Below are 22,944 nucleotides of genomic sequence, written 5' to 3' on the forward strand. Positions count from 1 at the left end.
ACTGAATCGGAGGGTCGGATGAGTATGGAAATGCAGGTCTCCACGCCAGAGACCAAGGGTTTCATAACCAGCTATCTTGAGGCGCTGGCCCTGGTGGAGCGACTGCACCGGTTGTTGCTTGATGTCATCAAGGACGAGTTTGAGCGCGTCGGCGTATTGGAAATCAATGCGGTTCAGGCGTTGTTGCTGTTCAATATCGGTGATCACGAAGTCACGGCAGGCGAACTGAAAAGCCGTGGGTACTATCAGGGCAGCAATGTCAGCTATAACCTCAAGAAACTGGTTGAGATGGGCTATATGCACCACCAAAGATGCGAGATTGATCGCCGTTCAGTTCGCGTGCGCCTGACGCCGCAAGGCAGGGAAATCCGCAATATCGTGTCCAAGCTGTTTGCACGTCACGCCGAAGGCCTGCAAGGCAGGGGGGTGCTTGGGCTTGAAGGCATCGAAGATATCACCAGTTCGCTGCGTCGCGTTGAACGGTACTGGACGGATCAGATAAGGTATATCTATTGATCAGTGGCGGGCGTCAGACAGGACAAGACTGTCCAGCTCACGAAGAAGTTTGCGGGTCATGGCCTCTTCATACGCCTCAAAGCCCAGCGCCACTTCTACGAACGCGTTTGGCCCCAAAATGACCCAGGCTGAATAATAAGCTGAAAGTTCACCCACCTGAACATATCTCCGATCACCTTCCTTCGGATCGTCAGCGCCGATCACCAGCCCGTTAATCGTGATCCCGCCATGTCGTAAACTGGCTTTCACATCTCGTGGATGCGGTCCAAGGTTATGTTTACCATCCCCGGACAGATCCAGCGTACGGCGCCAGCATCCCCTTTGCTGATCAAGCAGGGAAGAGCCAAATAACATGGCCGACCCTACCGCCGTTCCCTGCGGTGCTGTGCTGCGCGAGGTCCGGACCAAACGATCACTGATTGCGATCAGGTCGGCGGGGGACCGTACTTCTGTCCACTCCAACAGCATCCGTTCATGTCCCCGCTCGCTCCATTCGAAGATCGCCAGACGTAAGGAGGTTGCGCCGTCCGACAACATCAGCTGGCTGACCTCGGGGCGGCTCAGGGCCGACGCCAGCCCGTCCAGTTGCAGCCTGTATTCCCGGCTGTCCACCGAACCCGACACATCCAGCCCCAGCGCAAGGGCCTGCCGGCATTCGCCAAAGGCAGGTCCTGATATCAGGCAAGCCAGAAAGACGATCACCTGACGTATCATGGGCCTTCATTCCGTAATGCACCGATTTGCAGACCGCTCAGTTCCCGTTTCAGTTTCTTTCGCATGGCGCGCTCGAAATCTTCAAACCCGGTGGCAATTTCCAAAAAGGCGCCGGGCCCGTGCAGGACATTATTTTCGAAGAAAGGGATCAGGAACAATTCTCCCTCGAAATCCGCCGCGTTGATCACAAGCCCATTCACGACAGTGTTTTGAAAGGGAAAGTGCCGATAGGCGATCTGCGGCCCATAGCCATCGTTGTTCGTGCCGTCGCCGGACAGGTCAATGGTTTGAAACAAGCATTGCGGCGCTTGCTCCATAAGGTTTGCACCGTATGCCAACGCATAGCCCATAGCTGTTGCCGATCCGCTGTCAGATCGGACGGATTGGCTGATTTGGCTGGATGCGAACAGCAGATCACCAACGTCATCGATCATTGTCCAATTCAGGACGACATTTTGGGTTGAGCGGCCACTCCACTCATATACCGCCAGGGCAACGGGCATCGGTGAAGAAAAGAAGGCCTCTTGCACTTCGGGTGCAATCAAGGCGGCGGCTAACCCCTGCCGCTGCAACACATCTTCGGCCTCATCGACTGAAACGGAAATATCCATCGCCAAGGCCAGCGCCAAGCGACATTGCTCGGCCTTGACAGGGCTGGCCTGAACGACCAGCCCAAACGCTATCAGCCAACGGATCACCAGTGACCACTGCTCTCCATGCTGGCCCAGGGTTCGGCTGGTTCGAGTGCTTCGCCATTCTGTAAAAGCTCAACCGAGATATTGTCGGGCGATCGAACGAAAGCCATGCGACCATCCCTTGGCGGGCGATTGATCGTAACGCCGTTGTTCTGAAGATGTTGGCAAACCTCGTAGATATTGTCGACACCGTAGGCCAGATGGCCGAAGTGGCGGCTGTCGGCTGGCAACGCGTCATCGCCGTCCCAGTTGTACGTCAACTCGATCGGCGCGTCTTCCTGTCCCGGAGGGGCCATGAAGATCAGAGAAAATCGCCCGGCTTCACTGTCATACCGACGTGTTTCTTTCAGACCCAGAAGCTCGTAAAATGCCATGGATTTTTCCAGATCCTTCACGCGGACCATGGTGTGAAGATATTTCAGCGCCATTTCGGCCATCCTTTTTCGACTCACATTGCCAAGAGCTTAGCGCTCCGCCTCGATGTGTCGATAGAGCCCTCAGCAGCAATTTGTTTTTTGCGTCCGCTGCGGCATATATCGCGGTTCCTGTGCCGGGATCGGCGATATATAGTAGCAGGCGACTCATTGCCAGAAAGGAAGATTCGATGCCGCTGTCCCCTGACCAACAGGCCGAGATCGACGCGCAACGCGCGCAATCGCATCCCACGCGTCGAGTTGTCTCGGCGGGAATGGAAGACCACCTGTACACGGCGCATCAGGTTCTGGATCATGGCTTTGTCCGCGTGATCGACTATATGGGGGACGATGCCGCCATCTGTCAGGCTGCGCGCGTTTCATATGGCACAGGCACCAAATCCGTTCAGAATGACGAGGGGTTGATCCGGTATCTGATGCGGCACTGGCATTCCACGCCATTCGAAATGTGCGAAGTCAAATTGCATGTGAAATTGCCTGTGTTCGTGGCGCGGCAGTGGATCCGGCACCGGACCGCCAATGTGAATGAATACTCGGCACGGTATTCAATTCTGGATCGCGAGTTCTATATCCCAGCCCCAGAACATGTGGCGGCACAGTCCGAAGTGAACAATCAGGGCCGTGGGGCAACGTTGGAAGGTGAAGAGGCCGCGCGCGTATTGGAAACCCTCAAGGCCGACAGCACGCGGTGCTATGACAATTACGAGTCCATGATCAGCCAGGACGGGCAGCAGGGGCTAGCACGTGAACTGGCCCGCATGAACCTACCCGCAAACGTTTATACGCAATGGTATTGGAAGGTGGATCTGCATAATCTGTTCCACTTCCTGCGCCTGCGGGCCGATCCGCATGCTCAGTATGAAATCCGCGTTTATGCCGAGGCGATGTGCAAGATCGTCGCTGATTGGGTGCCGTTTGCGTATAAGGCGTTCGAGGATTACCGGCTGGGTGCGGTGAACCTGTCTGCCCAGATGGTCGAAAGCCTGCAACGCATGCTGGCAGGAGAGGCGGTCACGCAAGAAAACTCGGGGATGACAGCGCGCGAATGGCGTGAGTTCGAGGCGATCATTCGCAAATAGAGCTGACGAGCTGCATAGCTTTTGTCTATACGTGTCGTCATGGAATTGTTACACTTGTTCCATGGCCCGCATTTTGCATTTTGCTCTGTTATGTCTGTTTTTTGGTCTCGCCTTGCCTGCGCAGGCCAAGTCCCCCATAGCTGAGGTTTTGTGCGAACCGACGCTCCGGTTGCACCAGAAACTGGAAAGGCAGTTCGGTGCGCGGCGCGTGGCATCGGGTGTTCGCGGGCCGGAACAGATTATGGAAGTCTGGGCAAGTCAGCACGGGGACTGGACCATGGTTGTCACCTACGCGACAGGCACATCCTGCATCGTTGCCATGGGCGAAAACTGGAATACCCACGCCGACGCCAAGCCCGCGCGAGGGTAATGGAACGAAACCGGTGGGGGATGGATAACGGCCGGAAATTGGCCGTCATCCTTAATGATCAACCGCGTGTTTAGCGGGATGTCGTTACAGTGGTTTCAAATCAGCTGCCATTTGGCGGCCGTCGCGTCCGTCCTGCAACTCGTACGAAACTTTTTGGTTGTCTGCGAGTCCGGTGAGGCCGGACCGTTCTACGGCCGAGATATGTACAAACACATCTTTGCCCCCTTCGTCAGGGGCAATAAATCCATAGCCTTTAGTGGTATTGAACCATTTCACGGTGCCGGTTGGCATGTCCCGTGTCTCCTTCTACTTACGCATTGTCCCACAAATTGGTGGGGGCTGTGGTCAGCGTCACCACGAAAAAGTTGTTTTGGCACTGGCTGAACAGTCCAATTCGTGTGTTTCGCCTTTTTCAACATTGCACGGTGAAGTAAAAAATCAAGAATAACCGCAAGAAGCGGGCAAGATTGCTTAAAATCAAAGCATGGGCAGGAGCGTCAAAGACATGCAGCTTTATGGATTGAAAAACTGTGACACCTGTCGCAAGGCATTGAAATCGCTGCCAGACGTCAAATTTTCTGATGTACGCAGCGACGGTGTGCCGGGTTCGGTGCTGTCACGGGCCTTTGCCGAGTTCGGCAATGACTTGCTTAATACCAGATCGACGACATGGCGCGGATTGGACGAAACCCAGCGTGCCAAGCCCCCTTTGGAGCTTTTGAAAGAGCACCCGACCCTGATGAAACGCCCATTGATCGAAGTCGATGGCAGGCTGTTGTTGGGTTGGACAGCTGAAACCCGTGCTCAGCTTGGCATTTCCTGAACGGGTGCTTATCTGCGTGAAAGCTACAATGAGGGTTTTCAATGCGTAATGCCGCAATGTTATTGGGTGTAATCGCCGGGTTGATCGGAATGATCGTCGGGTTCTTCGGCTATGCAAAGGTGGTCGTGGTTGACCATGTCGGCGAGATTGACGGAGTTCTAAGCCAGGTCGACAATCCTGATCTGGTGCAAGCCATTTCGATTATCGCGCCCTTGCTGGCAATCGCGGGCGGGGCCATGGCACCAGCGCGCGCGTTGATTGGCGGGATCTTGTTGCTGGGGTCAGCGGCTGCGATGTACTACGCCTTTGGTTTTGGTGTTTTCACCATGTTCCCGATCACATTTGCCGGGATCGCCGGGATACTTGGGCTGGCCGCGGGAAAACCGGACCAGCCCAAGGCACATTTCTAAGTTACTTAAGGCGAAGGATCCGGTCGAGCGAGATCGGCCCTGCGCCGTTGATGACGATCACCAGCATCAGGAAGGTCCACATCGTGCGCTGATCCATCAGGGACGGCGCCGCGTCGAACAGGCTGCCCAGTTTCACGCCATGGCCGGTGACGTCGACAAGAGTCTGTACCCAGATAAAACCGATCATGCCCAAAGCCGCCAGACGCGAGAACAGTCCAACCAGAAGAAGGGTCGGAAGAACAAATTCGGCAATTGTTCCCATGAAGATGACGATGCGTTGGAAGAACGTCATTTGGGAGACGTCATAAAGAACAGCCTCGGCCGCTTTTGGGAATATCTGACCAAAGGCACCTGCCGAAGGCGAAAAGATCGATCCGTCGATCTTCAGCATGGCTGAGTTCCAGTAATAAACCAGAAGAACCGCAACAAAGACCAGTCGTGCCAGCGTAGGGGTCAACCAGCCAGAGGCAAGGTCCAGTTTTCCCATGGTGTTATTGTAGGTTGAGATCAAAGCAGTCATGTCTCCAGCCTTTCGATAGTCACAGAGGTTATTGCACCGCCCTGCAACAGCAGTGCCAGAGTGGTTCCAAGATCAAATTCAGGCAGTTTGGCAGTCGTTTTTTCATATGCGTCACCGATTGTGTCGCCGTTCTGCATACAGGCGATCCAGTCTGCACCACCCGCCGGAAGTGGATTGGGTGTGGGATCGAACTCGGCGCGTGTGATCAACACGTCCTCTGCACCGGCATTCGGTTTCGGTGCGTTCTCTTCGCTGTTAAATCGCCAGATCGCGAAAATTGGCCAATCCGAGCGGATCACCTGCATGGCCGGTGCAAACTGCAACCGGGCCTGCATGACCTGTTCGGGTTCGACGGCTAGAACATCTGCCGGTGCAGGTTCGCTGTCGGCGGCGTGGTAGGACTTGCGCAAGGCAATCTCCAACCGGGCCACGTCCGGCAGGTATCCAAGATGGGCAAGTTGGGGCATTCCTGCCAGAAAATCAGGAAACGCCTCGCCATAAAACATCATCAGCGGAGAGGAGGGCGGGTGCTGACGCGGGAAAATCCCGGCCAACCCATCCATGTTCTGCGCCCCTAGCAATTTGGCAATCACAGGAAACGCCTGATGCATCGCTTCGGTCAGCGACACCGCAACGTTGTTGCGGTAAACGCTGAATCTGCGACCGGCCGGTCGCGCACCGCCGTCCAGCAATCCACCGGGAACGGGCGCTGACGCATCCATCATGGCCGCGCGGAATTCAGATTGAGAAACGCTCATACCGGTATCCGGTCCAATGCGGTTTGCGCGCGAATGGCCTCATCCCGCAGAACGGGCCAATCAGGCACATCAGTGTCCCATTCGATCAGAACGGGTTTTGGCCCCGAACGCTCCAGCACATAATCCAGCAGGGCCCACACCGGATCGACCACTTCACGTCCGTGACTGTCGATTAGCAGCGGATGACCGTGATCGTCTTCATCCTCATCATGGCCGCCAAGGTGGATTTCCGACACCTTTTCAATCGGATAGGCGTCAATATAGCCTTGTGGTGAGAAATCCAGATTGGTCGCCGAGACAAAGACATTGTTTACGTCCAGCAACAAGCCGCAACCGGTGCGCTTGGCAATCTCCCTCAGGAAATCAGGTTCGGACCAGGTGCTTTCCTCGAAGGCCAGATAGCTGGACGGGTTTTCCAGCAGCATCTGACGCCCGACGGTGTCCTGCACCTGATCGATATGTTCACAAACCCGCGTAAGAGTTTCGTCGGTATAGGGCAGGGGCAGCAGATCGTTGTAGAAATGGCTGTCATGGGTAGACCAGGCCAAATGTTCGGAAAAGCTTGCAGGGTTCAGCCAGCCGACCAGGTGTTTCAACCGGGCCAAATGATCGGAGTCCAGCGCGCCTTCACCACCAATGGACAGGCCAACGCCATGGACCGAGATTGGGAACTTTTCGGAAAGGTGGCGCAGTTGCGCCAAGGGTCGCCCGCCGTCGCCCATATAATTCTCGGCATGGATTTCCAACCATGCGACGGGCTGTGCGTGTTCAAGTATCTGAGCGAAGTGTTGCGGCTTGTAACCAACGCCCGGCGCTGCGGGCAGGCGGTTTGACCGGCAGGTGTCATCCAACATGGGCCAGTTCCTTGATCACGAAAGGGAAAGGGCGGGCGATGGTGCCCGCCCCTTGAAATCGTCAGGCCAATCTTATGCCGGCAGGTCGCGTTCCAGCGCTTCCAACGAACCTTTGCGCGGCGTGCCGTTTGCTTCCGCAGGCAGTTCGATGTCGGCGCAAGTGCCTGCGTCAACCAGGGTCCATGCGTTGCCCTGATAATCAACGGTCGAGGTGCCTGCGCAGGTGGTGCCGGGGCCTGCGGCACAGTCGTTCTGACCGGCCAGCGATACACCATAGCACTTTTCTTTTGCTTGTGCGCTGGCTGTGGTTGCGGCACCCGATACGGCGGCTGCGACTGCGGTTGCGATAACCAGGGATTTAGCTGTTTTCGACATCTCGGTAATCCTCTTGATGACTGGGTATGTCTGCTTGTGACAATGACAAAGGTAGTGGCTTGGTGGGCAGAGTTGAATTCACGAGCCCGTGTCTCACAAGCGCGTCATGGGGCGGCCTGCCCCCTTGCAGCGTAATACACTGTTTTTGATGAAGAAAGGGTGAAATGTTACAATCCGACCCCATATGAGGGGTCGGATTTTTTTGGATATGGTGCTGTTTGTTACAGCAGATCTGGCGGGGTGGCGGCGCGTGCCAGCTCATTTGTTACAGCATCAAGCGGTTGTACCTGGGTCTGTTTTTCACCCAGTCGCCGCACGCTTACGGTGCGTTCGTCAACTTCGCGGTGACCGACGGCCAGAATTACAGGTACTTTGCCGACCGAATGCTCACGGACCTTATAGTTGATCTTTTCATTGCGGATGTCGGCCTCGGCCCGCACACCCGCAGCACGCAGGGTTTCGACCACTTCGGTGACATAGTCGTCCGCGTCGGACGTGATGGACGCGACGACGACCTGACGCGGGGCCAGCCAGAACGGCAATTTGCCTGCGTGTTCCTCGATCAGGATACCGATAAAGCGTTCGAAGGATCCCAGCGTGGCGCGATGCAACATGACGGGACGGTGCTTGGCCCCGTCTGCGCCGATATAGGTGGCGTCCAGCCGTTCGGGTAGAACGAAATCGACCTGGAAGGTGCCGCATTGCCAGTCACGCCCGATGGCGTCCGTCAGCACGAATTCCAGTTTCGGCCCGTAGAATGCACCTTCGCCCGGGTTCAGTTCCGGTTCGATCCCGGCGGCACGGGTGGCGGACAAAAGCGCCGCCTCGGCCTTGTCCCAGACCTCGTCCGATCCGGCGCGGGTTTCGGGGCGGTCAGAGAACTTCACCGAAAAATCCTCGAATCCCAGATCCTTGTAGATCACGCTGAGGAAACGGATGAACTCGGCGGTCTCCGCCTCGATCTGTTCTTCGGTTGAAAAGATATGGGCGTCGTCCTGCGTGAACCCGCGCACCCGCATGATGCCATGCAATGCGCCAGAGGGTTCGTACCGGTTGCACGATCCGAACTCGGCCATACGTAGCGGCAGGTCGCGATAGGATTTCAGACCTTGCTTGAAAATCTCGACATGGCAGGGGCAGTTCATCGGTTTGAGCGCGTTGACGGCCTTTTCGCGGGCATGTTCCTCGTCGACTTCGACAATGAACATGTTTTCCTGGTACTTGTCCCAGTGGCCTGAACGTTCCCACAGCTTGCGGTCAACGACCTGCGGCGTGTTTACCTCCACATAACCACCCCTGCGCTGCTGACGGCGCATGTAGTCCTGCAACTGGGTGTAGATGGTCCAGCCATTGGGGTGCCAGAAAATCTGACCGGGGGCTTCTTCCTGCATGTGAAACAGGTCCATCTCGCGGCCCAGTTTGCGGTGGTCGCGCTTTGCGGCCTCTTCCAGCATATGCAGGTGGTCTTTCAGCTTTTCCTTGCCGGTGAAGGCCACGCCGTAAATGCGTTGCAACATCGCGCGGTTGCTGTCGCCGCGCCAATAGGCGCCAGCGATGGACATCAGCTTGAACGCATCACCGGGAACCTGACCGGTATGTTGCAGATGCGGACCGCGGCACAAATCCTGCCAGTGGCCGTGCCAGTACATGCGCAACGGCTCATCCCCGGGAATGGCTTCGATCAGCTCAACCTTGTAGGGCTCGTTATTGGCCTTGTAGAACTCGATGGCCCGCTCGCGGTCCCAAACCTCGGTGGTGACAGGATCGCGCTTGTTGATGATCTCTTTCATCTTTTTCTCGATGAGGCCAAGATCTTCGGGCGTGAACGGTTCTTCCCGGTCGAAGTCATAATACCAGCCGTTTTCGATAACGGGGCCGATGGTGACCTTGGTCGCAGGCCAGATTTCCTGCACGGCGCGGGCCATGATGTGGGCCAGATCGTGGCGGATCAGCTCGTTGGCCTGGACGTCATCCTTCATGGTGTGGATGGCAATCTGTGCATCGGCTTCGATGGGCCATTGCAGGTCCCAGTGTTTGCCGTCAACGGTGGCTGAGATGGCCTTTTTGGCCAGCGAACTTGAAATATCGGCAGCCACCTGCGCAGGCGTAACCCCTGCGTCATAGGAACGTGCGTTGCCATCTGGGAAAGTGAGAGAGACGGATTTTGAATCCAGGGCCATGTCGGCTCTCCTCGTCGGTTTGGCGCCCACTGAACGCCCGGTTGCGGGTTATTTGCGTCTGGCTGATGTGGCAGGTGGATATGCCTGTGTCAAGTGTAGGGGCGAGGGGCCAGCCCCTCGCGCTCCCCGGAGTATTTGAAAAAAGATGAAGTGGGCGGAATTGCACTCGGGGGTGGGGCGTGCATGATGCAGTAAAAGGAAAGAAGGTTTCATGGCAGCGACGAATTTTCTGGAGACGCCGCAGGGGCGGCGACTGGCTTATCACAAGACCGAAGGGGCAGGGCCGACCATCGTTTTTCTGGGTGGGCTCATGTCGGATATGGAAGGCACCAAGGCAGTCCATCTGGAAGCTTGGGCGCAGGCGCGGAGGCGGGCCTTTTTGCGGTTTGATTATTCCGGTCACGGCGAAAGCTCTGGTGATTTCACGGATGGCTGCATTGGGGATTGGCATGAGGACACTGTTGCTGCGGTCGATGCCTTGACCAAGGGGCCGCTGATTGTTGTCGGCTCGTCCATGGGGGGGTGGCAGGCGCTTTTGCTGGCCAAGGCCATGCCGGACCGGATAGCAGGTATGGTCACGATCGCCGCCGCGCCGGATTTCACGGAAGATGGCTATTGGGCTTCATTCACCGATAACCAGAAAGCCGCCCTGGAAACGGTCGGGCATGTCGAGTTGCCGTCCGATTACATGGAGCCTTATATCGTCACCAAACGGATGATCGAAGATGGGCGGCAGCGTCTTGTTCTGCGCGACACGTTGAACCTGCCGTTCAAGGTTCGTTTCCTGCAGGGAACAGCGGATACAGCCGTTTCGACTGAAACGGCCGTTCGGTTGCTGGACCATGCAACAGGGCCGGACATGCAGCTTCTTTTAGTCAAGGATGCCGATCACAGATTCTCGGATGATGCATGTCTTGGCTTGATCGAGGCGGCGGTTCTGGATGTGTTGGGAGACGCGTAATGCGGCGTTTGGGATGGCTTCTGGGGCGCTTGTTCCTTGCGTTGATTGCCACCGGCGGCCTTGTCTACTGGTTTGGCCCGCGCGAAGAGGTGAACCTGCACCCAAGCTTTGATCCGCGCAAGTTTGGTGAGGGCGTACAGGTTTATTTCGAAAGCACCGAAGCCGCGTTTGACGATATCGTTCCGGGTGTCGAAAAACGAGTAATCTGGCAAGATGGCCATAACGAGCGGCGCACCCCGTATTCCGTTCTTTACATCCATGGCTTTTCAGCAAGTTCCGAGGAAATCCGGCCAGTACCAGACCTTGTAGCAGACGCGTTGGGGGCCAATCTGGTTTACACACGCCTGCAAGGTCACGGGCGAACCGGATCAGCCATGGCAGAAGGCACTGCCTCGGGCTGGATGCTGGACACTGCCGAGGGATTGGCAGCCGCACGTGCTGTTGGGGACAAGGTGATCGTGATCTCAACGTCGACCGGTGCGACGCTTGCAGCCGCCGCCGCTTTGGATGCCAGCCTCAGCAAAGATGTTGTCGGCATGGTCTTTGTCTCTCCCAATTTCGGGGTCAACACGTCTGTGGCATGGATCCCCACTTTGCCATGGGCAAGGGATTGGTTGCCGGTCCTGATGGGGGACGAACGCGATGTATCGGGGCCAGACCCGGAAAAGAACAAATATTGGTCTACCGTCTATCCGTGGGAGTCGGTCGTGCCGATGTCCGTTCTGGTCGAAAAAGTCTATGCGCTGGATTTCTCGAATGCCCTGGTGCCCGTGCTGTTCTGGTTCTCGGACAACGATCAGGTGGTGCGCCCTGACCGCACACACGAGGTCGCCAAAGCGTGGGGTGCGCCAACATCCGTCAAATTGGTGACAATGGGCCCTGAGGATGATCCGTCATCCCATGTTATTGCCGGTCGCCTGATGTCGCCAGGGCAGACCGACGCGGCTGTGGCCGGTATTCTGGACTGGCTAAAAGGGCTGGGGGTGGAATGATGGCGGCCTCGGGTCGAGGGACGATGCGTAAGCCGGGCAGTATGTGGAGCCTTGAGACGTTGGGGCGCGTTCGTCTGTCCCGGTATTTCTTCATGCGCGATTTCCTCTATTCCGAGATCGGGAACTTTCACCAGAAACAGAACATTCCAGACAACCCGGATCTGGCTATCGAGACAGGACGTGCGTTCTGCGAAACTCTGCTGGACCCGCTGGAAGAGACCTTTGGCAGGATCGCTGTGCGCTCGGGCTATCGCTCACCGTCGCTAAACAGGTTTGGCAATGAAAACAAACTGAACTGCGCCCGGAATGATCACCCGTTGGAATGCCACATCTGGGATCGTGGGGACGGGGATGCGCGGATTGCCGGGGCGTCTGTTGTAATTCCCTGGTTTGCGGATCAGTTTGCGCAGGGCCGGGATTGGCGGGATTTGGCATGGTGGATGCATGATCACCTGGATTATTCCGAAATCTGGTTTTTTCCGAAACTCTGCGCTTTCAATCTGGTGTGGCGCCCTAAACCGCAGCGGCGGATTGACAGCTACATTGCGCCACGCGGATGCCTTCTGAAACCGGGCGCTGAGCCCGAGGAAAGTGCGGCTTCACGACGGTCCCGCTATGCTGACTTTCCGGCTTTTCGGGCAATCGCCTATCCGTGACGTTCCGCTTGTTTGAATGTGATAAATTCTCAACCTGACTACAAACCCAAGGGCTCGGAATACCGAGCATATGGAGCCCCTGCGTGATCGAGCCGCTGGTACTGCTACCTGGACTGATGTGCGATGCCCGACTGTATCGCCCTCAGATTGAGGTGTTTTCGCGGACGCGACCCGTAACCGTTGCGCCAATCTCAGCAGGTGAGCGTATCGAAGAGATCGCCTCGGGTTTGCTGGACCAGCTTCCACATCGGTTTGCACTGGCCGGATTAAGCATGGGTGGTGTGGTCGCGTTAGAGCTGATCCGCCGGGCACCGGAACGTGTGTCACGCCTGTGCCTGATGGCCACTGATGCACAGGCGGACACGCCTCAAATGGCTGCCAGTCGCGAAGACCTGATCATTGGCGCGCAGGGTGGCCGGTTGGAGGAGGTCCTGCGGAAACTTGTGGGGTCCGACACGCTGGCACCGGGCCCGCAGCGCATTCCCATCCTGAACGGCTTGTTGGCAATGGCACAGGATTTGGGTGTTGAAACCTTCGTGCGTCAAATGCGTGCTCTGCAACGCCGCCCGGATCAACAAGCCGCATTGCGTCGCATCAAGGTACCCACGTTGGTTCTGTGCGGTGCGCATGACACTCTGACACCGGTCAAACGGCATTCTTTCATGGCAGAGCTCATACCCGGAGCGGAACTGCTGGTTATTGAAAAGGCTGGTCACTTGCCGACCCTCGAAACGCCCGACCTCGTCAATGAGGCGCTGCAAACCTGGTTGGACGCCCAGCAACGGTTTGATTACTGGTAAAGCGTCGCGCATTCGGTCTTTGAAATGACAGTTGGCGTCACCACGGGTTTACCAGTATTTTGGTCGAAAAACGGTGTGTTCTTCCACCGCCCGGACAGGCGCGATCCGGCGGCCCTGCGCAACAGCCCAAGAATGGCGGGGCCAGATTTTTCGTGCTTCTGCTTTCCGTCCGGTTGGGGAACAAACCCACGTGTCGTGACGGGTCCCAGCGCCGAAGCTCCACCCGCAACCCGGCCGACGATAACGCCAGCAAACGGGAATTTCGCGGATTTGGGCGTTGCCGCCAAAGGTGCGTTACAGCAGCTGGCGTACCATCGCAGCATACCCTTGGGGCTGAGTTGCATCGCCGCAAGATACTGTCTTCCTGCGCTGATTTCGATTTCATCCGGTGCGATCTGAAAAATCCCGACAGGTCCGGGTGCCGGGTCCGGCTGCTTGAAATATAGTTGAGCGGCCCGGCAATCATGGCAGAAACACTCAACATGTGTGCCTTGCCGAACACCGCGGGGTGAAATACGCCCCTGCAACGCGCCGCATTGGCAGGAAAAGGTAAGGCCATTTTGCGCTGGCCCGCTCATGTCGCTTAAGCAACCTTGTTGGAATTGGCCGCGCGACGGTTTGGTTTTCGCGCATTTTCGTTCATGAAATCAATCACAAGGGGACGAATGTTGTCGCGCCAGCTGCGGCCTGCGAAGATACCATAGTGACCGGCGCCGGGTTCAACGTGGCTTGCCTTTTTGCTGTCGGGCAGGCCGGTACACAAATCCAGCGCAGCAATACACTGGCCGGGTGCAGAGATGTCATCATTTGCACCTTCGACAGTCTTCACCGCAACATCGGTAATCTTACTGATGTCCACTTTGTGACCCGCGACCACGAACTCGTTTCTCGCAATCTCTCGATTCTTGAAGACCCGCTCGACCGTCGAAAGATAGAACTCGGCAGTCATGTCCATCACGGCCAGGTATTCGTCGTAGAAGCGGTTATGGGCATCCTGATCCGAGGCTTCGTCCCGCATGACGCGCTGGATCTGGTCGGAAAACGCTTTGGAGTGACGATCTGCATTCATGGACATGAACGAGGCCAATTGCAGCAGTCCCGGATAGACCATGCGCCCTACGCCCTTGTACTTGAAGCCAACGCGCTGAATCATTGTTTCTTCCAACTGGCCCATAGTGACGCGACGGCCGAAGTCTGTCACATCGGTCGGCGTGGCGTCCGGATCGACGGGGCCACCAATCAGCGTCAGGGTGCTTGGCTGGGCTTTGGGTTCAATCTCGGCCAGGTACGCCGTTGCAGCCAATGTCAGAGGCGCAGGTTGGCAAACGGCAACAACATGGGTGTCCGGTCCAAGCTCTTTCATAAAATCTACAAGGTAGAGCGTGTAGTCTTCGACATCGAATTTACCTGCGGACACAGGGATATCACGCGCATTATGCCAATCGGTGATGTAGACTTCGCAATTGACCAGAAGGCTTTTGACCGTCGAGCGCAGCAACGTTGCATAGTGCCCGGACATCGGGGCAACCAACAGCACTTTGCGGGGTTGTTCTTTCCGGCCATTGACGCGGAAATGTACCAGATCACCAAAAGGGCGTTCCAGAACAGTCGTGATTTCAACCAGATGATCCTTGCCATCTTCGCAGGTGAACGTGCGAATACCCCAATCGGGCTTTGCAACCATCCGCTGGAACGTACGCTCGGTAACCTCGCCCCAAGCGGCCATCCAGTTGAATGCGGGGTTCGGCACCATCGAAAACATCGGATAGGACGCCATCGCGCTGGCGGTTGCACCAAGCCATTGGTTGGTGTTTCGCGCAGTTTCCATCAGGTCGTAGGTCATCATATAGCGCATAAACGGGGCCTCCTGAGTGTCAGCCTGATAGTTCGGACCATTCGTCGCTTTGCCCCCCAGCACCCACGACGTTATTCTGCATAGCAGCGAGGTTAGGGGGGAATTGTTAAAATGACAACTAGTGAAGACCACATGCCAGACGTATCCGAAGAACACATTGAACGCCTTAAAGAAAATATGGATAAGGTCGAGAAGTTATCGAAGCGCCTGATTGAGGTCATGGCTGTAAAACGGCCCCACACTCCCGCGCTAGACGGCCCGAATCAAGAGCTTTTCGCACGAGCAGCAAGTGCCTATTGGGCCGAGGCTTGGCAAAATCCCGCCAAATTACTGGAACAGCAGATAGAATTCTGGGGTAAGTCAGTGCTGAACTTTGCCGAGGCGCAGAAAGCGCTGACTGCGTCTGACGCGGAAGGCGAAGCACCCAAGCCAGAAGACAAGCGATTTTCGAACCCCCTTTGGGAAACTAACCCCTATTTCCGTCTGATCCGCCAGCAATACCAGACCAATGCGCAAGCGATCGCGCAGGCTGTTGCGTCCGTGGACGATCTGGATGCCAAGGACAAAAGGCGGCTGCAATATTTCTCGCAGCAAATCGTCGATATGATGGCGCCGACAAACTTCCTGGCGACCAATCCGGATGCCTTGCAAAAAGCGGTCGAAACCGAGGGCCAGTCACTGATCAAGGGGTTGGAAAACCTTGTGTCAGATCTTGAGGCCAATAATGGAGAACTGGTCGTCAAACTGGCAGATGAAAGTGCCTTTGAGGTCGGCGGTAACCTGGCGACGACGCCGGGGGAGGTGGTTTTTCGCAACCGGATGATGGAACTGATCCAGTACAAGCCGGCGACCGAAACGGTTTATGAGACTCCGATTGTCCTGTTCCCGCCCTGGATCAACAAGTTCTATATTCTGGACCTGAAATCCCAGAACAGTATGATCAAATGGATCACCGAGCAGGGATATACCTTGTTTGTTGTGAGCTGGGTCAATCCGGACGAAAGCTATGCTGAAACAGGCATGGAAGACTACATTCAGGATGGTTTCCTGACCGCAATCGAGACGGCCAAGAAGATTTGCAAGGTCAAACAGGTCAACGCTGTGGGGTATTGCATCGCGGGCACCACCCTGAGCCTGACGCTGTCACTGCTGAAACAACGAGGAGACAAGTCGGTCAAATCGGCGACTCTGTTCACCGCATTGACGGATTTTTCCGATCAGGGAGAGTTCACGCCTTTCCTTCAAAACGATTTTATCGACGGAATCGAAGAAGAAGTGAAAAAGGAAGGTGTTCTGCGGTCGTGGATCATGGCGCGCACAATGTCATTCCTGAGATCACGTGACCTTATCTATGGCCCGGCCATTCGCAGTTACATGATGGGGGAAGTGCCCCCGGCCTTTGATTTGCTGTACTGGAACGGTGACGGAGCCAACCTGCCTGCGAAAATGGCGGTGGAGTACTTGCGTGGGCTATGCCAGCGCAATGAATTCGCGACCGATGGCTTTGAGGTACTGGGGCATAAGCTGAAGCTCGGTGACGTTGATGTGCCCCTGATGGCCATCACATGCGAAACCGATCATATCGCGGCGTGGAAAGACTGCTATCGCGGTGTGCAAAAGATGGGCTCGAGATCAAAAACTTTCGTGGTTTCCGAGTCGGGTCATATTGCGGGCATCGTGAACCCGCCCAGCAAGAAAAAGTATGGGCATTACACCAACCCGGATTTGAAACCAGACGCCGCCACCTGGTTAAAGGAAGCCGATTTTCATGAAGGGTCATGGTGGCCCATGTGGGATGCCTGGCTTAAGAAACGTTCAGGCAAGCAGGTACCGGCCCGTGAACCTGGCGATTCGAAGCACCCGAGCCTGGCTGCTGCACCCGGAACGTATGTAGTGGCAAAACCAAACGCCTGATTTCATTCTGAAACTTAATTTTTTCTGCAGCGCAGCAAGAAAAAACTTGCAATGCTGCGTTGCAGCAATCATATTGCCCTCAAGCTGATGAAACCCGGGGTGGGCCCGGACTGGCTAAAAGGATTATGACAATGGCTAAGACCCAAGACTTTACCGCGATCATGAAAGACATGATGGGCGCATTCCCCGTGGACACAACCGCGATGGAAGGCGCATTCAAATCGACCGCTTCGCTGAATGAAAAGCTGTCGGGCGTTGCTCTGGAAGCAGCAGAGAAATCGGCAGAAATCTCGAGCAAATGGACCAAAGACACGCTGGCCAAACTGACCGAGATGTCGAAAGCCAAGGCAGAGCCTGCCGACTACGCAAAAGCAGCAACCGATTTCGCAAGCGCGTCTGCTGAAGTTGCAGCCGAGAACATGGCCGCTTTCGCAGAAATCGCGAAAAAAGTTCAGACCGAAACCGTCGAACTGCTGATGGCTGCTGGTAAAGAAGCTGCGGAAGAAGCATCCGCCGCTGTTAAAAAAGCAACCAACGACGTTACCACAGCCGCTAAAAAAGCTGCTGCTGCGAAGTAAGAAAAGTCAGCGAAACGCACCCGACCCTCCCTATAGGTGCAATCGCGTTGGGCAGGTCCATTGACCTGCCCTTTCTTTTTGTGCTGCACTCGCATAACCTGTGCTGCAACGCATCATCCTTGGGGAGGGTACCCGGTGTCGGACCAAGAAAAACCGCTGCTGATCAAGCGCTATGCCAGCCGTCGGCTGTATAACACCGAGACCAGCGATTACGTGACGCTCGAAGATATCGCGGGGTTCATCCGCGACGGGCGCGAAGTACAGATTATCGACCTGAAGTCCGGCGACGACCTGACACGGCAGTATCTGCTGCAAATCATTGCCGAACATGAAAGCCGCGGCGAGAATGTGCTGCCTGTCAATGTTCTGAACGATCTGGTGCGCAGCTACATGCTGCCGGGCGGGGGCATGATGCCGCAATTCCTGCAAAGTTCGTTCGATATGCTGCGCGAAAGCCAAAGCAAGATGATGGAAAACATGAACGCCATGAACCCGATGTCTCAGATGCCGGGTTTTGAAGCGTTGCAAGCACAGCAGCAGGCATTTCTGAAGGCTATGACAGGTGGGTTGTCTGGCAGATGGTCCTCGCCAGAGAAGGAAAGTGAAAAGTCAGAGCCGAAAGAGGATCTTGACGATATCAAGAAACAGTTGGCTGAACTTCAACAGAAGCTTTCGAAACTGAATTAAGGTGAGCCTGAGGAAAAGGCCCACCATTTAAGTGGGCCAGTTCTAGTCTCAGGTACCGTAGACCGGCATTGGGCCGGTCACTTCGCCAACGGCGGCCAGCAGAATATCTGCAATCACGTCCAGCTCTGCGCGCGTCAGGCGTACGGGCAGTCGGACGTCACACGCTTTCATCAGCATGTCACGTGTTTGCGGAAGCTCGAACGTTTCCGGTAGGAATTGCCAGTTCCAGAAGGCGCGCGCATTGTCCTGGCTCAGGCCAAAGACCTGAACTTTGACACCGCGTGCCTCGGATGCGGCGGCAAATGCGCGAATCTCGTGTTCCTGCAACCCAACCAGATTGAACTGAATCGAATCCGGCGCGCGCTGCTCGGGGAGCAAGGGCGCAGGCACGTCGATATGGGGTGAGGTATTCAAGCGTCCGGCAACATAGTCGTGGTTCGCCAGACCGTCGCGAACACGACGGGCCAGTTCCGGGATCTGCGGGCGGATCACAGCGGCGCTCAGGTTGTTCAAACGCAGGTTATAAAGCGGCAACTTGTTCTGCCAGCGAGCGAAGGCCTCTTCCAGCTCGGGTGAGTTGTCGCCGTGCGGTCCTTTGTGTTTCTTCCAGTTATGTTCGTACGCGCCCGACATGATGACGGCACGGGCCACCAGATCAGCATCGTTTGAGATCAGAATACCGCCTTCGCCCGCATTGATCATCTTATAGGACTGAAACGAGAAACAGCCAACCTTGCCGATGGTTCCGATATTTTTGCCATGCCAGGTCGTGCCCAGCGAATGCGCAGCGTCTTCGATAACCGGGATGTCACGCGCGTCGCACAGCGCCATGATCGCGTCCATATCAGATGTGTGGCCGCGCATGTGGCTGATGATCACCGCATGAACGCTGTCGAGCTTGGCCTCGAAATCGGCCATGTCGATGCGATAATTCTCACCCACTTCGCACAGAACCGGGATGCAGTCCGCGTGAATGACTGACGAGGGAACCGCGGCAAATGTGAAGCCGGGGATCAGGACGCGCGCATCGCGCGGCAAACCCAGTGCCTTGAGTGACAGAAACAGCGCAGCAGAACAGGATGAAACAGCGAGAGCGTATTTTGTGCCCAGCAGTTCGGCAAACTCGGCCTCTAGCAAAGACACCGGGGCATCTTGCGGGGCGGTATAACGAAACAAGTCGCCCGATTGCATCAGGGCGTCGATGGCTTCTTTTGCTGCTTCTGGGATGGGTTCGGCGTCATGAACGTTTGGTGGAAGCGTCATATTTGGATTTCCCGAATTCTATCTTTGGTAAAGATAAAGCTATTCAGGTGGCAATCCAAGCCCTCAATCGCCGTGCCAGCGGAAATTTTCCAATTTGTCACAAGTAACGTGGATCAGATCCCAAGCCGGTCTCGCATGGCGAACCATGTCATTGCCAGCACGAGCAGCGGGTTGCGTAGGGCGGAGCCGCCGGGGAAAGGCAGGGTTGGCACGCGGGCCATTGTATCGAACCCTTCTGCCTGCCCCTGAATGGCCAGTGCCATCAGTTGCCCGGCGTGGGTCGCGGTGCCTACGCCATGGCCGGAATAGCCGGAAGCAGACAGAATATTGGGTGCGATACGCACCAGATAAGGCATCCGCCGCATGGTAATAGCCAGCGTTCCACCCCATGCGTAGTCGATTTTGACATCGCGCAGATGTGGGAAGATCTCGGTCATCGGCTTGCGGACCTTCGCCGCGACATCCGCAGGAAAACGATAGCCATAACTTTCGCCGCCACCGAACAAAAGCCGGCCATCGGCGCTGAGGCGGAAATAGTTCACCACGAACTTGGTATCCGCGACCGCGACATCCTGAGTCAGGACCCGCGCAGCCTCGCTGCCAAGGGGTTCGGTCGCTGCGATGAAGTTGTTGATAGGCATGACACGGGCCGCGACGGTCCGGTTGAGATTGCCAAGATAGCCATTGCAGGCCAGCACAACATGGTCGGCCCTTACGTTCCCCTTGGCGGTCCGGATCAGCGCAGGCCGGGTTTCGTCAATATCGATGACTTCGGTGCCCTCAAAAATGCGAACACCCGCTTTGGCCGCAGCCTGCGCCAACCCCAGCGCAAAGTTCAATGGGTGCAGATGAGCGGCCCCCATGTCCAGATACCCGCCCTTATAAGCGGGTGAGGGGCACAGTTTGTGGCCTTCGTCTTCATCCAGCAGCTTGATCTGGTCATAGTGATACCGGTCGGACAGATGGCCTGCATGGTCATGCAGCTCTTTTCGTTCCGAAGCTGACAGACCCAGAACCGCGACACCGGGTTGCAAGTCGCACGCGATCTGATGCTTGGCGATCAGTGATTTGACCAGATCCTTGGCGTCTTCGGCCAGGTCCCACAGCTTTGCGGCATCCGGGTCGCCAACAAGACGCTCAAGGTCTTCCTGATCCATCCGCTGCGCGCTGCCCAGTTGACCACCATTGCGCCCCGAGGCACCAAATCCGACACGGTGGGCTTCAAGCAGAACGACATCGAACCCCGCCTCGGCCAGATGCAATGCTGCGGACAGGCCTGTGTAGCCGCCGCCCACAACGCAGACATCCGCCACAATATCTTCGGCCAAAACAGGAAAGCGTGCCGTTGGGTTTGCCGTCGCGGCATACCAGCTGGCAGGGTATTCGCCCTTGCGGTCATTGGAATAGAGCAGGTTCACGAAAAGTCTCAGACGTTGATCAGCAGATGTTCCCGTTCCCACGGAGAGATGACCTGCAGAAATTCTTCATACTCGGCCCGTTTCACGATGCCATAGACACGGGCAAACTCGGGGCCAAGGATTTCGTGCAGGGCTGTGGCTTCGTCAAACAGATCCAGTGCATCGCCCATGACCTGCGGGATATCCCCTTCGCCTTCATAGGCGTCACCATAGAATTGACGACGCGGACGCTCCTGTTCGACCAGACCCAGATAGCCGCACGCCAGCGACAGGGCGATGCCCAGATACGGATTGCAATCCATACCGGCGATGCGGTTTTCGACACGGCGCGATTCAGGTCCGGACAGAGGAACGCGAATGCCGGTAGTGCGGTTGTCGCGAGCCCATTCCAGATTAATCGGCGCCGCGTGGTCTTTCACGTAACGACGATACGAGTTCACATAAGGTGCCATCACGGCCAGACCGGCGGGCAGATGGTTCTGCAGCCCGGCAATGAAGTGATAGAACGCGTCCGTTTCGCCGCCCTGCGGGCCCGAAAAGATGTTCTGGCCGGTCTCCATGTCGATAATTGAATGATGGATATGCATGGCCGAGCCCGGCTCTTCCTCGATCGGTTTGGCCATGAAGGTTGCAAAACAATTATGCCGCAATGCCGCTTCGCGGATCAGGCGTTTGAAGTAGAAAACCTCATCAGCAAGTTTGACCGGGTTGCCGTGGCGCAGGTTGATCTCCAACTGGCCCGCACCGCCTTCCTGGGTGATGCCATCGATTTCGAACCCCTGATGTTCGGCAAAGTCATAGATATCGTCGATGACCGGGCCGAACTCGTCCACCGCGGTCATCGAATACGCCTGCCGCGCCGCAGCTGGGCGGCCAGAACGCCCCATCATCGGCTTGATTTCCTGTGCGGGATCGACGTTGGGGGCGACCAGAAAGAACTCCATTTCTGGCGCAACAACCGGTTTCCAGCCTCGGTTGTGATACAGCTGGACCACGCGTTTCAACACGTTACGGGGGCTATAAGGGATCGGATCACCATCCCGGTCATAGGCGTCGTGGATCACCTGCAGCGTCCAGTCCCCTGTCCAGGGTGCGGCTGAAGCCGTCGAATAGTCGGGCTTCAGGATCATGTCCTTTTCGATGAACCCGTCGTCACCTGCGGCTTCACCCCAGTCCCCCGTGATGGTCTGGAAGAATATGCTGTCAGGCAGGTGAAAATAGGATTGCTTGGCGAATTTCGTGGCAGGCACGGCCTTGCCACGTGCAATTCCGGGAAGGTCCGAGATGATACATTCAACCTCGTCCAGCCGCTGTCCGTGGAAATAGGCTTTGGCGGCTTCCGGCAGTTTATCAGTCCAATCAGCCATCAGGCTCTCTCTTTCTTTAAAAACTCGGCCATATGGCGCGCGATTGTGGCGTTGTCATCCGGGGCGGTTTCGCGATTTGCGGCCTCGCGCATCAGGTCTTCGGGGACGACGCCTTTTCCCCGTGTGCGCATCAGGCCCGCGACAAAACCATTGGTGAATTCAGGGTGGGCCTGAACCGTCCAGATCGTGTCTCCATAAGCCAGCATCGCGTTTTCGCAAAATGCGTTCTGACCAAGAACGCGCGCCCCTTCGGGTAGCTCGACAACCTGATCCTGATGCCAGGCATTCAGCCAGACTGTGTTGCCGTCAAACTCGTATTCAGTGCGTCCGACGGCCCATCCGCCCTTGAACTTCTCGACCTTGCCGCCCAGTGCCTGCGCGATGATCTGATGCCCAAAGCATACGCCGATCAGTGGCTTTCCGCTTTGCTGTATCTCTCTGACCAAGTCTTCCAGCGGGGCGATCCACGGCAGGTCTTCGTACGCGCCGTGGCGCGAACCGGTTATGACCCAGCCATCTGCGTCATCCGCGCCGCTTGGGAATATGCCGTCGACCACGGCGAAGGTCTGGAACTCGAATCCGTTGCCACCGAGAAGTGCAGGAAACAGCTCATCATAGTCGCCGAATTCGCCATGCAACGCATCTGGTGTGTGGCCGGTTTGTAATATGCCGATTTTCATGTGTCACCAAATTTGATCAAATTCACTCTAGCTGAGTCCGAATGA

27 protein-coding genes are annotated in these 22,944 nt (G+C 56.4%); 12 read left to right on the forward strand and 15 right to left on the reverse strand.

Annotation, left to right across the window (positions count from 1 at the left end):
* Positions 1 to 18: 18 nt before the first annotated feature.
* The gene (locus tag ACR0AP_RS00440) at positions 19 to 516 is read left to right on the forward strand and encodes a MarR family winged helix-turn-helix transcriptional regulator (RefSeq protein ID WP_480484207.1); all 498 of its coding nucleotides are present in this window, start codon (positions 19 to 21) and stop codon (positions 514 to 516) included.
* Here ACR0AP_RS00440 and ACR0AP_RS00445 read toward each other — a convergent pair whose 3' ends face one another.
* From ACR0AP_RS00445 to ACR0AP_RS00455, 3 genes are read right to left on the reverse strand one after another with little or no spacing between them, the layout of a single operon-like run.
* Positions 517 to 1,230 carry a DUF1194 domain-containing protein gene (locus tag ACR0AP_RS00445; RefSeq protein ID WP_480504601.1) on the reverse strand — a complete coding sequence of 238 codons (714 nt, stop codon included), beginning with the start codon at positions 1,228 to 1,230 and terminating at the stop codon, positions 517 to 519.
* Complete coding sequence (locus ACR0AP_RS00450) at positions 1,227 to 1,928, reverse strand: DUF1194 domain-containing protein (protein ID WP_480504603.1); 702 nt, start codon at positions 1,926 to 1,928, stop codon at positions 1,227 to 1,229. The genes ACR0AP_RS00445 and ACR0AP_RS00450 overlap by 4 nt, the downstream gene beginning before the upstream one ends.
* The gene (locus ACR0AP_RS00455) at positions 1,925 to 2,353 is read right to left on the reverse strand and encodes a VOC family protein (protein WP_480504605.1); all 429 of its coding nucleotides are present in this window, start codon (positions 2,351 to 2,353) and stop codon (positions 1,925 to 1,927) included. The genes ACR0AP_RS00450 and ACR0AP_RS00455 overlap by 4 nt, the downstream gene beginning before the upstream one ends.
* Positions 2,354 to 2,529: 176 nt before the next feature.
* On the opposite strand from ACR0AP_RS00455, the gene thyX reads away from it, so the two are divergent.
* Positions 2,530 to 3,438: an FAD-dependent thymidylate synthase gene (thyX, locus tag ACR0AP_RS00460; RefSeq protein WP_480484204.1), complete on the forward strand. Its 909-nt coding sequence runs from the start codon at positions 2,530 to 2,532 to the stop codon at positions 3,436 to 3,438.
* A gap of 61 nt (positions 3,439 to 3,499) precedes the next feature.
* Positions 3,500 to 3,808: a hypothetical protein gene (locus ACR0AP_RS00465; RefSeq protein ID WP_480484203.1), complete on the forward strand. Its 309-nt coding sequence runs from the start codon at positions 3,500 to 3,502 to the stop codon at positions 3,806 to 3,808.
* 84 nt (positions 3,809 to 3,892) lie between these two features.
* Here the strand turns inward: ACR0AP_RS00465 and ACR0AP_RS00470 are convergent, their stop codons facing one another.
* Positions 3,893 to 4,099, reverse strand: coding sequence for a cold-shock protein (locus tag ACR0AP_RS00470; RefSeq protein ID WP_008758035.1), 207 nt, complete (start codon positions 4,097 to 4,099; stop codon positions 3,893 to 3,895).
* A 214-nt stretch (positions 4,100 to 4,313) separates the two neighbouring features.
* On the opposite strand from ACR0AP_RS00470, the gene ACR0AP_RS00475 reads away from it, so the two are divergent.
* Together ACR0AP_RS00475 and ACR0AP_RS00480 are read left to right on the forward strand one after the other, a co-directional pair.
* Entirely contained in the window at positions 4,314 to 4,631 is a 318-nt protein-coding gene (locus ACR0AP_RS00475) for an ArsC/Spx/MgsR family protein (protein ID WP_480484202.1), read from the forward strand.
* A gap of 41 nt (positions 4,632 to 4,672) precedes the next feature.
* Complete coding sequence (locus tag ACR0AP_RS00480) at positions 4,673 to 5,041, forward strand: hypothetical protein (protein ID WP_480504607.1); 369 nt, start codon at positions 4,673 to 4,675, stop codon at positions 5,039 to 5,041.
* A 1-nt stretch (position 5,042) separates the two neighbouring features.
* Here ACR0AP_RS00480 and ACR0AP_RS00485 read toward each other — a convergent pair whose 3' ends face one another.
* The 5 genes from ACR0AP_RS00485 to thrS all read right to left on the reverse strand — a co-directional run bounded on the left by ACR0AP_RS00485 (position 5,043) and on the right by thrS (position 9,728).
* Positions 5,043 to 5,561 carry a DoxX family protein gene (locus ACR0AP_RS00485; RefSeq protein WP_480504609.1) on the reverse strand — a complete coding sequence of 173 codons (519 nt, stop codon included), beginning with the start codon at positions 5,559 to 5,561 and terminating at the stop codon, positions 5,043 to 5,045.
* A complete protein-coding gene (locus ACR0AP_RS00490) occupies positions 5,558 to 6,319 on the reverse strand; it encodes an HvfC/BufC family peptide modification chaperone (protein WP_480504610.1) in 762 nt (253 codons plus the stop codon). The genes ACR0AP_RS00485 and ACR0AP_RS00490 overlap by 4 nt, the downstream gene beginning before the upstream one ends.
* Positions 6,316 to 7,173 (reverse strand): MNIO family bufferin maturase, encoded by an 858-nt coding sequence (bufB, locus tag ACR0AP_RS00495; protein WP_480484199.1) that lies wholly within the window; start codon positions 7,171 to 7,173, stop codon positions 6,316 to 6,318. The genes ACR0AP_RS00490 and bufB overlap by 4 nt, the downstream gene beginning before the upstream one ends.
* A gap of 72 nt (positions 7,174 to 7,245) precedes the next feature.
* Positions 7,246 to 7,548 (reverse strand): BufA1 family periplasmic bufferin-type metallophore, encoded by a 303-nt coding sequence (locus ACR0AP_RS00500; protein WP_267365389.1) that lies wholly within the window; start codon positions 7,546 to 7,548, stop codon positions 7,246 to 7,248.
* Positions 7,549 to 7,769: 221 nt separating this feature from the next.
* Positions 7,770 to 9,728 (reverse strand): threonine--tRNA ligase, encoded by a 1,959-nt coding sequence (thrS, locus tag ACR0AP_RS00505; protein ID WP_480504612.1) that lies wholly within the window; start codon positions 9,726 to 9,728, stop codon positions 7,770 to 7,772.
* Positions 9,729 to 9,939: 211 nt separating this feature from the next.
* Here thrS and ACR0AP_RS00510 point away from each other — a divergent pair, with 211 nt between their 5' ends.
* The 4 genes from ACR0AP_RS00510 to ACR0AP_RS00525 all read left to right on the forward strand — a co-directional run bounded on the left by ACR0AP_RS00510 (position 9,940) and on the right by ACR0AP_RS00525 (position 13,137).
* The gene (locus ACR0AP_RS00510) at positions 9,940 to 10,689 is read left to right on the forward strand and encodes an alpha/beta fold hydrolase (protein ID WP_480504614.1); all 750 of its coding nucleotides are present in this window, start codon (positions 9,940 to 9,942) and stop codon (positions 10,687 to 10,689) included.
* A complete protein-coding gene (locus tag ACR0AP_RS00515; protein ID WP_480484196.1) occupies positions 10,689 to 11,681 on the forward strand; it encodes an alpha/beta hydrolase in 993 nt (330 codons plus the stop codon). The genes ACR0AP_RS00510 and ACR0AP_RS00515 overlap by 1 nt, the downstream gene beginning before the upstream one ends.
* 41 nt (positions 11,682 to 11,722) lie before the next feature.
* The gene (locus ACR0AP_RS00520; protein ID WP_480484272.1) at positions 11,723 to 12,337 is read left to right on the forward strand and encodes a hypothetical protein; all 615 of its coding nucleotides are present in this window, start codon (positions 11,723 to 11,725) and stop codon (positions 12,335 to 12,337) included.
* 83 nt (positions 12,338 to 12,420) lie between these two features.
* Positions 12,421 to 13,137 (forward strand): alpha/beta fold hydrolase, encoded by a 717-nt coding sequence (locus tag ACR0AP_RS00525; RefSeq protein WP_480504616.1) that lies wholly within the window; start codon positions 12,421 to 12,423, stop codon positions 13,135 to 13,137.
* On the opposite strand, the gene ACR0AP_RS00530 is transcribed toward ACR0AP_RS00525, so the two are convergent.
* Positions 13,128 to 13,715, reverse strand: coding sequence for a DUF6151 family protein (locus ACR0AP_RS00530; protein ID WP_480504618.1), 588 nt, complete (start codon positions 13,713 to 13,715; stop codon positions 13,128 to 13,130). The genes ACR0AP_RS00525 and ACR0AP_RS00530 overlap by 10 nt on opposite strands.
* Before the next feature lie 5 nt (positions 13,716 to 13,720).
* Entirely contained in the window at positions 13,721 to 14,992 is a 1,272-nt protein-coding gene (phaZ, locus tag ACR0AP_RS00535) for a polyhydroxyalkanoate depolymerase (RefSeq protein WP_480473454.1), read from the reverse strand.
* Between the two features lie 111 nt (positions 14,993 to 15,103).
* On the opposite strand from phaZ, the gene ACR0AP_RS00540 reads away from it, so the two are divergent.
* From ACR0AP_RS00540 to phaR, 3 genes are all read left to right on the forward strand, one after another.
* Positions 15,104 to 16,906 (forward strand): PHA/PHB synthase family protein, encoded by a 1,803-nt coding sequence (locus ACR0AP_RS00540; RefSeq protein WP_480504620.1) that lies wholly within the window; start codon positions 15,104 to 15,106, stop codon positions 16,904 to 16,906.
* 131 nt (positions 16,907 to 17,037) lie between these two features.
* Positions 17,038 to 17,484, forward strand: a complete 447-nt coding sequence (locus ACR0AP_RS00545; RefSeq protein ID WP_209503426.1) for a phasin family protein — start codon at positions 17,038 to 17,040, stop codon at positions 17,482 to 17,484.
* A 135-nt stretch (positions 17,485 to 17,619) separates the two neighbouring features.
* Positions 17,620 to 18,171 (forward strand): polyhydroxyalkanoate synthesis repressor PhaR, encoded by a 552-nt coding sequence (phaR, locus tag ACR0AP_RS00550; protein WP_267365377.1) that lies wholly within the window; start codon positions 17,620 to 17,622, stop codon positions 18,169 to 18,171.
* Between the two features lie 48 nt (positions 18,172 to 18,219).
* On the opposite strand, the gene ACR0AP_RS00555 is transcribed toward phaR, so the two are convergent.
* From ACR0AP_RS00555 to ACR0AP_RS00570, 4 genes are all read right to left on the reverse strand, one after another.
* Positions 18,220 to 19,434: a DegT/DnrJ/EryC1/StrS family aminotransferase gene (locus ACR0AP_RS00555; protein WP_480504623.1), complete on the reverse strand. Its 1,215-nt coding sequence runs from the start codon at positions 19,432 to 19,434 to the stop codon at positions 18,220 to 18,222.
* Positions 19,435 to 19,547: 113 nt separating this feature from the next.
* Positions 19,548 to 20,852, reverse strand: coding sequence for an NAD(P)/FAD-dependent oxidoreductase (locus ACR0AP_RS00560; protein WP_480504625.1), 1,305 nt, complete (start codon positions 20,850 to 20,852; stop codon positions 19,548 to 19,550).
* Between the two features lie 8 nt (positions 20,853 to 20,860).
* Positions 20,861 to 22,219 carry a glutamine synthetase family protein gene (locus ACR0AP_RS00565; protein WP_209596891.1) on the reverse strand — a complete coding sequence of 453 codons (1,359 nt, stop codon included), beginning with the start codon at positions 22,217 to 22,219 and terminating at the stop codon, positions 20,861 to 20,863.
* Positions 22,219 to 22,899, reverse strand: a complete 681-nt coding sequence (locus tag ACR0AP_RS00570) for a type 1 glutamine amidotransferase (protein ID WP_480473448.1) — start codon at positions 22,897 to 22,899, stop codon at positions 22,219 to 22,221. Before ACR0AP_RS00570 ends, ACR0AP_RS00565 begins: the two co-directional genes overlap by 1 nt.
* Positions 22,900 to 22,944 lie beyond the last annotated feature (45 nt).

It is taken from the genome of Ruegeria sp. AF7, from assembly GCF_056541885.1.